The sequence below is a fragment of the Porphyromonas sp. KLE 1280 genome (assembly GCF_000700805.1).
GTDB lineage: Bacteria > Bacteroidota > Bacteroidia > Bacteroidales > Porphyromonadaceae > Porphyromonas > Porphyromonas pasteri.
Genome location: NZ_KL362962.1, coordinates 156,733 through 170,254, shown reverse-complemented (window position 1 = coordinate 170,254; position 13,522 = coordinate 156,733). Strand labels below are relative to the sequence as shown.

The window sequence follows — 13,522 nt, the reverse complement described above, 5'->3', positions numbered from 1 at the left end:
TTCAAACGGTTAGCCCTCGCGAGGAGCCTTATGCAGGACGGCTTTCGAGGAGAGAGACTCCCTCGAAAGCCGTCGCACATGGAGCGGCAGTTCCCTACCGTCCTCTAAAGAGATGGGCTATTACTCAGCCAGGATATGGATCTCTGAGCCAGAAGCGTAGTCCTGCCCGTCGTGAGCGGAGAGCGCCGTAAAGCGCAGATAGCGAGCGCGAACGGGCTTCTTGAGAAGCGCTTCCTTGAGCTTCTTATCACTGCCGAAGGTACCACGCAGGACCTCGGTCCACTGCTTCCCGTCATCACTCACCGAGAGGACATAGTCCTTGACATCGCCCGTGGTGCTCTCATCCTGACGAGGCAGATAAGTGAGACCAGTGATCGTCTTCACCTTGTACAGATCGAAGTCAATCCAGTGGGGGTGCTTGGGTACGGTGAGCGTCCATACGGTGTGCCACATCGTGTCGGGACTCTCATCAAGGAGATCCTGTGCCTCATAGCCATACTCCTCACTGCTGCAGAAGACGATGCGGCAGGCAGCGTACTTCATACGACCGAAGGACATGGTCGAGATGAGGCGGCGCTGTCCTTCTGCCCATGCTGAGACCTCTCCACCCTGAGAGAAGTCGATAGGCTCGGTATAGCGCTGAGGGCGGCCACGACCGACGGTGTACCAGAGGGCTTCACCTGGAGCACCCGTGATGACGAGGTCACCATGAGGATCTCGTGTGATCGAGGGAGCTACGGGGCCGTCGATCTTCGCCTTAGCCTGCTTGACGGCTGAGTCACCAGCTCGGAGGGGGCGGATCATCAGGCTGAAGAGCTGTGGAGTACCGAGGCTCTGAGCGGATACCAGAGGACCACCCTGACCACAGCTGGCACCACCAAGCCCCGTCGTACTACGGGAGAGTACCAGATGGGTGTCACCAGCTGCAGGGAGTTCGTGGGGATGAGGAGCCATCATCAGCTGCATCGCAGAGTAAGGAAGAGCAGAGCTCGTCATCACGCTATCCGTGAGGAAGAGCATACCACGTCCAGAGGCATTCGTCAGGCTTACCCAGCGTACATCCTCGCGGTTGGCCATCGTCTGAGGCTTAGGGAAGGAGACGAACTGCTCGGCTACCTTGCTCTTATGCTGCTCGATATACTGGCTGGCCTTGCGGTCACCATAGTTATTGATGGGGCCGCGACCGTAGTAGGTATAGTTGTCGTAAGCACGGGGGAGGACGAACTCATAGCCCAGACGACCGAGAGGCAGCGCGGGCTTATTCGTCGTCAGGTTCGAGCGAAGCTGGATGCTTCCGCCGGGATACACTCGCCAGATAGCCTGCGATGTGATAGCGAAGTCATTTTCACCGAAGGGATGTGCCTTATCCTCCGTAAGCTCATACTTACCCGAAGCCTTGTGCATCGTGAGCGTAGCGCCATAGGGAGCCTGAGAGCGTACGGTGAAGAAGAGTTCTACCGAGCCGTCGGGGAGCTTAGTGACCTGCTGCTTGAGGACACGGTGCTTGAGGTTGTGCAGACCATTGGTCGTCCAAGCCGAGCGCACCCAGATATCGTTGTCAGCGGGAGCACGGAAGGCCGTGATACGAGGCCCATTGCCTGGGTAGATGACCGTATCGCCAGCATAGACGAGCTGGTGAATCGTCCCTTCGCGGAGGTCGTACTGCACGGAGAAGTCACTACCAGCGACCTCATAGACCTCCTTCGTCAGGCTCTTCGCACGGAGGCCCTTGCCCCCTTGCAGGGCATCTCGCTCACGGAGTGACTGCAGGGCGAGCTGCTCATCAGCGGCTACATAGCCCGCCTTAGCCCATGGCTTGTCGGTGCGCAGACGGCACTCGACCTTGACGAAGTACTCACTATTAGGCTGGAGGTCTGAGGTAGAGAGAGGCAGCGTGACGGTCTCGGCCGTACGAGGAGCGATAGCTGGGAGATCAAGGACGCCCGAGCGCTCCTCTACCCCATCGCGGTAAAGACTCCAGCGGAGATCGAAGTCTGCGAGGGAGACGAAGTAGTGCTTATTGAAGATACGCACACGTCCTGCCATCAGATCTTCGGCTTCGATACCGATCTGCTGGTAGACCTTCTTCACCTCATAGTACTGAGGCTTAGGCTGGAGGTCGGCGAACATGATACCGTTCATGACGAACATACCATCATTGGGGAAGTCACCGAAGTTACCCCCATAGGCCAGATAGCGAAGCCCCTCGGGCGTGTGGTTGTACAGCGCCTGGTCTACCCAGTCCCAGATAGCACCACCGCAGATATAGTTCGAGCTCTCGATAGCCTTCCAGTAGTCCGCCAGACCACCACAGGCATTCCCCATGGAGTGGGCATATTCGGAGATATGGAAGGGGTACTTGATCTTATACTTACCCGTAGCAGCCCCCTCGACCCAAGCGATAGAAGGATACTGATTGGAGCCCATATCGACGATGTCGTTATTGCGCTCATACTGCACGGGGCGTGAGGTATCGACACGCTTCGTAGCCTCGTAGCTCTTGACGAAGTTCACACCAGGGCCAGCCTCATTACCCAGCGACCAGATGACGATGCTGGGGTGGTTGATGTTGGCATGCACCATCTCGAGCATACGAGAGACGTGCTGTGCCTCAAACTCAGGCACGTGCGAGAGCGAAGCCTTGCCGTAGTAGTACTGATGCGACTCGATATTCGCCTCGTCCTCGAGGTAGATACCATACTTATCGCACAGGTAGTACCAGTAGGGAGCAGGAGGATAGTGAGAGTTGCGCACGTGGTTGATATTCGCACGCTTCATCAAGAAGACCTCGCGCTCCATCTGCTCATGCGTGATGGCATGCCCACGGGAGGGATCCGTCTCGTGGCGGTTCGTCCCCTTGAACTTCACGGGCTTATGGTTGACGTAGAAGTAGCGACCAGCGTGCCCGAACTCATCTTGGTCGGCCGGTGTCTCGCGGATCTCGACCTTACGGAAGCCCGTATAGATGGATGCACGATCCAGCAGCGTCTTCCCCGCCTTGTCATAGAGCTCGGCGACCAAGACATAGCGGTGAGGAGCCTCAGCAGACCAGAGCGCAGGGCTCTGGAGCGTGAGCGTCGTCTCAGCCGTGCCAGTCGAGGTGCTACGCCCTTCGGCGGTAGCCACGGGAGCACCGCTCACCTCATCGGAGTAGAGAGGTAGTGCATAGAGCTTGTAGCTGAGGCGCAGGTCGGGACGTACCGCCTTCGTTCCTTGGCTTCGTAGCTCAGAGGTAATGCGCAGGCTACCCTCCTTGAGGTCGGAGGTTACATCGGGGATGACCTGCAGGTCACGCAGGTGTACCTTCGGCTTAGCGGTGAGGTAGACCGAGCGGAAGATCCCTGGGAGGCGGAACATATCCTGTGCTTCGAGGAACGAGCCATCACTATTGCGGTAGACCTCTACAGCGATGACATTCTCCTCTCCCTTGGGGCGGAGGTAAGGTGAGATATCGAAGGAGGCGAGATTGCGGGAGTTCTTAGAGAAACCCACATAGCGTCCGTTGATCCAGAGGTAGAAGAACGAGTCGACCCCATCGAAGTTGAGGAAGACCGCCTTGTCGCTCCACTCGGTGGGGAGCTTGAAGGTGCGGCGATAGGAGCCGACCTCATTGCGGTCACGATAGGTCGTCCATTCCTTGGGTGGGGTACGCATGACCCCCTCGCGCCAGTCATCAGGGCGCACCTTGTGGTAGAAGATGACGGGCTGGTTGACGTAGATAGGCGTACCATACTTCTGCTTCCCGTCGCGCTGGAGGCCGTAGACATTCCAGTTCATCGGTACGGTGACCTCATCCCAAGAGGAGGCATCATAGTCGGCACGGTAGAAGTCCACAGGACGCTCTTCTGGCGTACGTACCCAGTGGAAGCGCCACGTCCCGTCAAGGCTCTGATAGAGGGAGCTGTACTCTGGTAGTACGCGCTCAGCACGGTCCTTCGGGGCGAAAGAGAAGAAGTAAGCATGGGGTTGCTCCTTGCCAAGAGCATAGTCGGCTGGGCTTTGCCACTCCTTGCCCGTCGGGGCGGTTGAGTGATCATAGCGATAGCCGGGGAGGAGTCGCTGACCAGTCACAGGGCTGGGCAAGGCGAGGGTTAGAGCAGCTGCGAGGCTACTCACGGCGTAGATCTTGTTCATTAGATTGTAGTTCCAAGGGAGATATCCGACGGCAGAGGTGGAGTCCTCCACCGCGGCTGGAATGCTATGGACAAATATACAGCTTTGGTGCATATCTACCCAGAGTGCGATGACCACTCCGAGAGAATCACCTCGTCTGCCCTCAAAATGGCAACACCAAAGACTACTGAGTAGGGAGTAGAAGTAGCACACAAAAAGCGACAAACCACAGGTAGTATTACTTCAAAACCAAGGAGATATTCTACCCAAGCAGTATCTCTATTCTTAAATCCACGTGCGTAGATTTTAGATCCAGGCACGAAAATCTTATCGTCTATGCACGTAGATTTTAGGGCTTTGCACGTGGATAGAAGAATAGCACTACACCTCTACGGGTTTATCCCTACTGCCGAGCAGCTTTTCTTGAGGGAAGACGGAGTTTGCTATCCAGAGGAAATCACCTCATCTCAATACAGAGACCATTAAGACACCCCAATAGTCCACCCGAAGCACTGGCGAAATAACACCCAAGGGAGCGCATTTTTTCGTATCTTTGTCCTATATATAATAATGTAATACCCTACCGTGACGCCATGCGCTCACCGCAGGGACTAATCACACAGATAAGCAATGAGCGAAGAGCTGTTCGATCAAGACCATACCAACGAGAAGGAATACTCGGCCAGTAGCATTCAAGTCTTAGAAGGACTGGAGGCCGTACGTAAGCGCCCTGCGATGTACATCGGTGACATCGGTGAGAAGGGTCTTCACCACTTGGTGTATGAAGTCGTAGACAACTCAATCGACGAGGCCTTGGCAGGCTACTGCAATGATATCAAGGTCACCATCCACGAGGACAACTCCATCGAAGTCCAGGACAACGGTCGAGGTATCCCCGTAGACATCCACGAGAAGGAAGGCAAGAGTGCTCTGGAGGTCGTACTGACGGTCCTGCACGCAGGGGGTAAGTTCGACAAGGGCTCCTACAAGGTCTCGGGCGGTCTGCACGGGGTCGGTGTCTCTTGTGTCAATGCCCTCTCTACCCTCCTCAAGGCTACCGTCCAGCGCGACGGCAAGATCTACACGCAGGAGTTCAGCCGTGGTGTCCCCACCACCGAGCTGCAGACTATCGGCACGACAGACAAGACGGGTACGACGGTACTCTTCAAGCCCGACGACACGATCTTCACCAGCACGGAGTACCAGTTCAAGATCCTGGCTACGCGTCTGCGTGAGCTCGCCTTCCTCAACGCTGGTATCACCCTCACGCTGACCGATGAGCGTCAGCGTGACGAAGCTGGTGTAGCCCTCACTGAGACCTACTACTCAGAGAAGGGGCTTGAGGAGTTTGTCAAGTACATCGACCGCTCCAAGGAGCACCTCATCGAGGATGTCATCCACATCATCACCGAGAAGCAGGGTATCCCTGTCGAGGTCGCGATGACCTACAACACCTCGTACAACGAGAATGTGTACAGCTACGTCAACAACATCAACACCATCGAAGGGGGAACGCACCTGGCGGGCTTCCGTCGTGGTCTAACGCGTACGCTGAAGAAATATGCTACTGACTCGAAGCTCCTCGACAAGGTCAAGGTAGAGATCACGGGGGATGACTTCCGCGAAGGTCTCACGGCCGTTGTGAGCATCAAGGTCGCAGAGCCCCAGTTCGAAGGGCAGACGAAGACCAAGCTCGGGAACAACGAGGTCATGGGCGCCGTAGACGTCGCCGTCAGCGAAGCCCTCGAGATCTACCTCGAAGAGCACCCCAAGGAAGCGAAGATCATCGTAGACAAGGTCATCCTCGCTGCTACGGCTCGCCAAGCTGCACGCAAGGCGCGTGAGATGGTACAGCGCAAGTCCCCCCTCTCGGGTGGTGGCCTCCCTGGTAAGCTCGCCGACTGCTCCTCTAAGGACCCCATCCTCTCTGAGCTCTTCCTCGTCGAGGGTGACTCTGCAGGTGGTACGGCTAAGCAGGGTCGGGACCGTGAGTTCCAGGCGATCCTCCCGCTGCGTGGTAAGATCCTCAACGTGGAGAAGGCGATGCAGCACAAGGTCCTCGAGAGCGAAGAGATCCGTAACATCTATACCGCTCTCGGCGTGACCATCGGCACCGAAGAGGACAGCATGGCGCTGAACCTCTCGAAGCTCCGCTATCACAAGGTCATCATCATGACCGATGCTGACGTGGACGGTAGCCATATCGCCACGCTCATCCTGACCTTCTTCTTCCGCAACATGCGCTCGCTCATCGAGAACGGCTACGTGTACATCGCTACCCCTCCTCTCTACCTCTGTACCCGAGGCAAGGAGCGTGAGTACTGCTGGACCGAGCAGCAGCGTCAGGCCTTCATCGACCGCGTCGGTGGTGGTGACGAGAACCGCGTACGTGTACAGCGCTACAAGGGTCTCGGTGAGATGAATGAAGAGCAGCTCTGGGAAACGACGATGAATCCCGAGAACCGCACCCTGCGTAAGATCACCATCGAGAATGCCGCTGAGGCTGATGCGATCTTCTCCATGCTCATGGGTGACGACGTAGCCCCCCGCCGCGAGTTCATCGAGGCGAACGCTACCTACGCTCGCATCGACGCTTAGTCCAGCGCCCCTCATACCTATTATAATAAGAGAAGGCTATCCCTCCGACGGCTCGGATGCCGCTGGAGGGATAGCCTTCGGCTATGATGACGATGACGACTCCCGAAACCTCCAACGCCTACTACTATATCAGTCCCTCGACCGACCCGTACTACAACATCGCTCTCGAGGACTACCTCTACCGCCAGCTTCGCCCGCTGGACACCATCTACATGCTTTGGGTGAATCGCCCCTCCGTATTCATGGGGCGCTATCAGTGGGCTGAGGCGGAGCTCGATCTCGACTACCTCAAGGAGCATGACATCGCCCTCCTGCGCCGCACATCGGGCGGAGGCACGGTCTACCATGACCTCGGGAACCTCAACTTCACGGCTATCAAGAATGACCACTCGGGCCAAGGCTTCGACCTGAAGGCCTTCCCTACTCCCATACAGCGAGCACTCGCTGGGCGTGGAGTCATCGTGGAGCGCTCGCCCCGTGGTGACCTCCGTCTTGACGGCTATAAGGTCGGTGGAGCAGCCGAGGCGGTGAACCGCTCACGCATGCTTTACCACATCTGCCTGCTCTTCGATGCCAACCTCGAGGAGCTGGAGCGCATCCTGACGGTCTCTCCCGAGGTAGAGGCACGCTCGCGGGTCGCCTCAGTGCGCTCACTGGTCACAAACCTCCGTCCCGCACTCCCCGAGGGCTATACCATCACCGACCTGCAGGAGGATATCCTTGCTGCCCTCCGCGAGGAGCATACTGGGCTCTTCCCACTTGAATTCAATGCCTCGGTAGAGGAGTACATCCGCACGCAGCGTGCAGAGCACTTCGAGCATGCAGACTGGATCCATTCGCCGATAGGGCGCGCCAAGACTCCGACCGTATGACGCCATCCGCAAGCCCTGCCCTCCCCTATGTAGACTTCGCCACCTTCCTCCAGCGCCATTTCCCTGGGCAGAAGGTGCAGAAGATCACGCTCACAGCGGGCTTCTCCTGCCCCACCCGTGACGGATCTATGGGCAAGGGAGGCTGTACCTACTGCAACAACAAGAGCTTCAGCCCAAACTACGCGACGAAGCTCAAGAGCATCACCGAGCAGATCGACGAAGGCATCGCCTTCTTCCGCAGGAAGTACCCCGAGATGAAGTACCTCGCTTACTTCCAGTCCTACACCAATACCTACGGGGAGGTGGAGGATTGCATCGCGAAGTACGAGGAGGCACTCCGTCATGAAGACGTCGTCGGGCTTATCATCGGCACGCGCCCCGACTGCATGCCCCAGCCTCTACTTGACTACCTCGAGCAGCTCTCCAAGCGCACCTTCCTCCTCGTGGAGTACGGCGTAGAGAGCACGTGCGACCGCAGCCTTGAGCGTATCCAGCGTGGTCATAGCTATCAGACCAGCGTCGAGACCATTGAGCGCACCCACGCTGCAGGCATCCTTGTCGGGGCTCACCTCATCCTCGGTCTCCCAGGTGAGAGTCGCGAAGAGATGCTCCAGCACGCCGACCGCCTCTCACAGCTCCCCATCACTACGCTCAAGATCCACCAGCTACAGATCATCCGTGGGACGATCATGGCAGGCGAGTATCAGCGTGATCCATCGGACTTCCACCTCTTTACCGAGGAGGAGTATATCGACCTCATCGTAGACTTCGTGCATCGACTCCGACCCGACATCGTGCTGGAGCGCTTCGTCTCGCAGTCACCGCCGGCTCTACTCTTAGCCCCACGCTGGGGCTGGAAGAACCACGAGTTCACCGCCAAGATCCGCAAGGCGCTTACGGCTACACTCCAAGACTCCCCCAAGTAAGGGCTTTATCTGAGGAACTTCACCTGCAACCTCTACTGCAAGCATTCCTCACTTTTTCGTACATTCGCTATAGAGCTGCTGGGGAATCTCCCCACCCTCATCACATTCGTATAGCATACGCACATGGAGCAAACATTTACTATTCCCTATAAGACGCTCGACCGCTCCGAGCTGTCCGAACAAGATCGTCAGCTGGAGGAGCGTGCACTCGAAGTCGCTCGCAAAGCCTACGCCCCCTATAGCCGCTTCCACGTCGGCGCCGCCGTCCTACTCGCTAATGGCGAGATCGTCACGGGCTCCAACCAAGAGAATGCCGCCTACCCCTCGGGGACTTGTGCCGAGCGTACAGCACTCTTCTGGGCTGGTGCCCAGTGGCCCGACGTCGCTGTCGAGCGCCTCGCTATCGTCGCTATCAACAGCGCTGGCCGTGTGCCCTTCATCTCGCCCTGCGGTAGCTGCCGTCAGGTGATCATGGAGACCGCCACACGCTTCCACCCCTTCCCCATACTTCTGATGGGTGAGGAGAAGACTATTCTCCTCGAGGACTGCCGCTACCTACTACCCTTCGGCTTCGACGGTAGCGCCCTTTAACCCATACATCCTCCCCCTTAACAGACTCTATGCAGCAACGTCAGCACCGCGGGCCCATGCCTTATATCGAGCGCGACACGAGCTGGATGTACTTCAATAAGCGCATCCTCTTAGAGGCTATGCGCCCCGATCTCCCCCTCCTGGAGCGCTTCAACTACCTCGGCATCTACTCCAACAATCTGGATGAATTCTTCCGTGTGCGCGTCGCCTCACTGCGTCGCCTCATCGACTCTGCGGAAGAGCTCCCCACGACCGAGCGCAAGAAAGCGAAGGAGACCCTCCGCACCATCCTCCGACTCAATAGAGAATACTCCCAGCTCTTCGACGAGACCTTCGCTCAGCTGGTACGAGAACTCAAGGATGCTCACATCCATATCATCAATGAGCGCGAGCTCACCAGCAGCCAAGAGGAGGAAGTCTTGTCCTTCTTTATGGACAAGATCAATGGCTTCACCAACCCGATCTTCATCAATAGCCCTACCTTCAACCCCGAGCAGCACCTCAAGGAGTCGCTCTATCTGGCAGTCGTCCTATGGCACGATCAGGAGGAGCCTGAGACGGGGCACGAGGTGGCGCTACTAGAGGTACCCGTGCGTGAACTTGGGCGCTTCTTCCGGCTGCGTGACGAGGGGGGTGAGAGCTACCTGATGTTCCTCGACGACGTCATCCGCTACTGCCTCCCCTACATCTTCATCGGGCGGGAGTACGTGCAGTACGAGGCCTATACATTCAAGTTCACCAAGGACGCCGAGTTCGAGATCGAGCAAGACCTCCGCTCGAGTGTCATCGAGAAGGTCTCCCGTGGTGTCAAGCGCCGTAAGCGCGGCGAGACCGTGCGCGTCGTCTACGACCAAGCCCTCTCACCCGAGATCCTGCGTAAGCTCAGCGCCATGGCGGAGCTCAACTTCCGCGACACACGTATCGGCGGGGGACGCTACCACAACATGCGTGACCTGATGGACCTCCCAGACTGCGGGCGCAAGGGACTTCGCTTCCCCAAGCAGCCCCCGCTGCAGATGAATGAGTTCCACTACACGCAGAGCATGATCCACCAGATCATGCACCAAGACCGCTGCCTGCACTTCCCCTATTACAGCTTCGATCACTTCCTCCGCCTCCTGCAAGAAGCCGCGATCAGCGAAGAGGTCACCGAGATACGCATCTCCCTCTACCGCGTGGCGCAAAACTCCAAGGTCGTGAAAGCATTGACCACAGCAGCACAGAACGGCAAGCGCGTCACGGCTGTCGTCGAGCTCTTAGCACGCTTCGACGAGCAGTCAAATATCAACTGGGGGAAGAAGATGCAGGACTTCGGTATCAACGTTGTCCTCGGTCATGAAAAGCTGAAGGTCCACTCGAAGCTCGTCTACATCCGCACCAAGCATGGGGGCATCGCCTGCATCGGCTCGGGCAACCTCCACGAGGGTACCGCTCGACTCTATACCGACCTTATGCTGATGACTGCGCACAAGGGCATCGTACACGATGTGATGCAGGTCTTCGACTTCATCGAGCGCCCCTTCATCGCCCCACACTTCCATCACCTGCTGGTCGCACCCAACGATATGCGCCAGCCACTCTACAACCTTATTAATAAGGAGATCCGCTTGGCACGAGCTGGACAGGAGGCCTACATACGCCTCAAGCTCAACCATATCGTCGATGAGAAGATGGTCGCCAAGCTCTACGAAGCCGTGACGGCTGGCGTGCGTGTCGAGCTCTGCCTGAGAGGCAACTGCTCCCTCCTACCTGGTGTACCAGGCTATAGCGAAGGGCTCTTCATCAATGCGATCATCTCACGCTACCTCGAGCACTCCCGCATCTACGTTTTCGGTGGAGGTGGAGAGCCGAAGTACTACATCGGCTCAACCGACTGGATGACGCGCAACCTCGACCGCCGCATCGAAGTCATGACCCCTGTCTACGACCCTGCCATACAGCGCGAACTGGACTTCATCATCTCAGCAGGGCTGAGAGATACCGAGCAGGGCTACTACGTCCAAGGGGAAGCCGTGCGCCCACGTCGCGATGACTTGGGTCCCGATGAAGCCCCCTTCAACTCCCAGCAAGCACTATACAAGTACTACGAAGCAAAGAAGAACAAAGAGAATAATGGGTAAGTCTCACTACGCCGGTATCGACATTGGCTCCAATGCCGTCCGCCTACTCATCAAGTGCCTCAACGAGCCTGGGAGTGCCGAGCCACTCTCGAAGGTCCAGCTGGTACGCGTCCCCCTACGCCTCGGTGAAGATGCCTTTGTCGATGGGCGCATATCGAAGAAGAAGGGCAAGCAGCTCGTCAGCCTCATGAAGGCCTACCGCGAGCTGATGGAGATCTACGAAGTCTCTGCCTTCCGTGCCTGCGCCACCTCTGCCATGCGTGATGCCGAGAATGGTGCCGAGCTCGTGGAGAAGATCTACGAGAAGACCGACATCCGTATCGAGATCATCGATGGTAGAGAGGAAGCTCGCCTCATCTCTTCCGACCTCATCCGTTCGCTGGCCAGCCAGACCGAAGATACCTTCCTCTACGTCGACGTCGGTGGGGGGAGTACGGAGCTCAACCTCGTACGTGGTGCAGAGCTCATCGAGTCTCGCTCCTTTGATATCGGCACGATCCGCCAGCTCAGCGGCAAGGTGCGTGACGAAGAGCGCAACTCCTTCGGTGACTACGTGCGCACCCTGCGCTCTACCTATGGCACCCTACGCCTTGTCGGTACAGGGGGGAATATCAATAAGCTCCTTCGCCTCGGCGCCCCTTCGGAGCGTGCCAATGTGAACAGCCTCCCTGTCGAGAGCCTCCAGCGTGTCGCCGACGAGCTCCGGCAGTACACTCCCGAGCAGCGTATGCAGCTCTTCCGCCTCAAGCCCGACCGTGCTGAGGTCATCGTCCCTGCGGCAGACATCTTCCTCTTAGTCGCCTCGATTACCGAAGCGACGGAGATCATCGTCCCCACGAAGGGGCTCGCCGACGGTATCGTCGACTCTGTCTGTCCGATCCTGCCATAGCGCTATCTAAGGTGCATCTCCCACGACGTCCGTTGCCCACCACGCTCACTACAGCGGGAGGGCGACGGACGTGCTATATATTATAGGTATAGGCTAAGTAGAGACCATTGCGCAAGCCTATCCCTTCACAGCTTGCACTATCCTCCTTCGAACTTCTCAGCCGAAAGACTCCGATTTTCGAGGAAAGAAGGTACGAGTAATGAAGAGGTAGCTTACACAATGGTCTCATAATAGGTATATGGGCACGAGAGTTGAGCTATATAGGATAGCGAAGAAAGCTATATAGCTTTGGACTGATTCCGTATAGCTTTATCAAGTGACCTCTATTAGCTTGTTGCTCCGCGTAGGAATAAAAGTTGTGGACGAGCGGCAGATAAGTTTGGGCTACGTACGTGGATCTAATATCTACGTACGTGGATATTTGGATTTACCTGCCTGGTCTTTAAGACTACATACATAGATGCGAAAAAACACTATGGGAAGGCGCTTTTTCTTCGCAAGAATAGCACTTTCCCCTCCGCTGGATAAGAGGAATACGCACGATAAGGCGAAGGGTTTGCGCAATGGCCTCAAATCTTTCACCCATAAAGAAGCGCCCAAGCTCTCCACGCAAGCTCATCCCTTGAAGCTCTTAGGTTATTTAAATATTTGTTTTAACTTTGCTGTGTCTTACGAGTATACCCGAGGGCATTATGCTGGTGAAGTGCACCAGTCTGGACCCAGGGTAGTAAGGGAAGCCGGTGTAAATCCGGCGCAGTACCCGCTACTGTAAGTCACTCCCTATCTGCAGCTCCCCATGGGGATGATAGATAGGCTCCTCCTATGACGGAAGGACCAACGAGCTCTTCGCCGAGCGTCTTGGCAGACCTTCGCCACTGAGTACGAAGCTACTTGGGAAGGATCGTAGGAATGAGAAGTTAGGGTGATAAGCCAGGAGACCTGCTCATGAGATCCAATGTGTCAATCTCGGGAATAAGATTGGGAAGACATTGCCATGAGACGCTCCTCCTGATGGTAGCTCTCTCCGATGTGTGCACCTTCTCCTACCCCGCCCGACGGACCGCCCGTCAGTGCTGGTAGTGAAGGAAGTCTTTCTGCCCCGCTCTTCGAGACGCGCAGTGGCTTCCAGATATTGAAATGTGTCGTGCGTATCACTTCGCCCGCAAGGACGAAGCCGGAGAGAAGGTCACCTCATCAGAATATCCCCCGATAATCTTTTGAACATCCTGCAGCTGTGTGCCCCCTATCGGGTCGTACACAAGCCCGCTTGTGACAAGTAGGACAAGGCTCTACTCTGTCTGGGATCTCTATGGGTCTGGTACTCGCAGGGGTCTTTCTTCATGTTCCTCCAACCTATCCAAAACCGCCCCTGCCCCCCATAGGGCCAGCCAGGGATACCTCGCTGGCTGCACC

7 protein-coding genes and 1 riboswitch are annotated in these 13,522 nt (G+C 56.9%); of the genes, 6 read left to right on the top strand and 1 reads right to left on the bottom strand.

The genetic code is table 11. The annotated features are described in order from the left end of the window. Window positions 1–120 precede the first annotated feature (120 nt). Window positions 121–4,134: a glycoside hydrolase family 2 TIM barrel-domain containing protein gene (locus HMPREF1121_RS00680; protein ID WP_044114232.1), complete on the bottom strand. Its 4,014-nt coding sequence runs from the start codon at window positions 4,132–4,134 to the stop codon at window positions 121–123. Between the two features lie 609 nt (window positions 4,135–4,743). Between HMPREF1121_RS00680 and gyrB the strand changes: the two genes are divergently transcribed. The 6 genes from gyrB to HMPREF1121_RS00650 all read left to right on the top strand — a co-directional run bounded on the left by gyrB (window position 4,744) and on the right by HMPREF1121_RS00650 (window position 12,109). Beyond that, complete coding sequence (gyrB, locus tag HMPREF1121_RS00675; protein WP_009433477.1) at window positions 4,744–6,711, top strand: DNA topoisomerase (ATP-hydrolyzing) subunit B; 1,968 nt, start codon at window positions 4,744–4,746, stop codon at window positions 6,709–6,711. 83 nt (window positions 6,712–6,794) lie between these two features. Then, window positions 6,795–7,583 (top strand): lipoate--protein ligase family protein, encoded by a 789-nt coding sequence (locus HMPREF1121_RS00670; RefSeq protein WP_052353527.1) that lies wholly within the window; start codon window positions 6,795–6,797, stop codon window positions 7,581–7,583. Continuing rightward, a complete protein-coding gene (locus HMPREF1121_RS00665) occupies window positions 7,580–8,509 on the top strand; it encodes a tRNA modification radical SAM protein MnmL/YtqA (RefSeq protein ID WP_044114231.1) in 930 nt (309 codons plus the stop codon). The genes HMPREF1121_RS00670 and HMPREF1121_RS00665 overlap by 4 nt, the downstream gene beginning before the upstream one ends. Window positions 8,510–8,632: 123 nt before the next feature. Continuing rightward, a complete protein-coding gene (cdd, locus tag HMPREF1121_RS00660; RefSeq protein ID WP_044114230.1) occupies window positions 8,633–9,100 on the top strand; it encodes a cytidine deaminase in 468 nt (155 codons plus the stop codon). A gap of 29 nt (window positions 9,101–9,129) precedes the next feature. After that, the gene (locus HMPREF1121_RS00655; protein WP_044114229.1) at window positions 9,130–11,220 is read left to right on the top strand and encodes an RNA degradosome polyphosphate kinase; all 2,091 of its coding nucleotides are present in this window, start codon (window positions 9,130–9,132) and stop codon (window positions 11,218–11,220) included. Next, window positions 11,213–12,109: a Ppx/GppA phosphatase family protein gene (locus HMPREF1121_RS00650; protein WP_009433489.1), complete on the top strand. Its 897-nt coding sequence runs from the start codon at window positions 11,213–11,215 to the stop codon at window positions 12,107–12,109. The genes HMPREF1121_RS00655 and HMPREF1121_RS00650 overlap by 8 nt, the downstream gene beginning before the upstream one ends. A 686-nt stretch (window positions 12,110–12,795) precedes the next feature. Beyond that, a riboswitch (cobalamin riboswitch) is annotated at window positions 12,796–13,071 on the top strand. The last annotated feature ends 451 nt before the right edge of the window (window positions 13,072–13,522 follow it).

Bases quoted from the DNA above. Each gene is read 5' to 3' on its own strand.
- HMPREF1121_RS00680 (WP_044114232.1), bottom strand. From the start codon at position 4,134: ATGAACAAGATCTACGCCGTGAGTAGCCTCGCAGCTGCTCTAACCCTC.
- gyrB (WP_009433477.1), top strand. From the start codon at position 4,744: ATGAGCGAAGAGCTGTTCGATCAAGACCATACCAACGAGAAGGAATAC.
- HMPREF1121_RS00670 (WP_052353527.1), top strand. From the start codon at position 6,795: ATGATGACGATGACGACTCCCGAAACCTCCAACGCCTACTACTATATC.
- HMPREF1121_RS00665 (WP_044114231.1), top strand. From the start codon at position 7,580: ATGACGCCATCCGCAAGCCCTGCCCTCCCCTATGTAGACTTCGCCACC.
- cdd (WP_044114230.1), top strand. From the start codon at position 8,633: ATGGAGCAAACATTTACTATTCCCTATAAGACGCTCGACCGCTCCGAG.
- HMPREF1121_RS00655 (WP_044114229.1), top strand. From the start codon at position 9,130: ATGCAGCAACGTCAGCACCGCGGGCCCATGCCTTATATCGAGCGCGAC.
- HMPREF1121_RS00650 (WP_009433489.1), top strand. From the start codon at position 11,213: ATGGGTAAGTCTCACTACGCCGGTATCGACATTGGCTCCAATGCCGTC.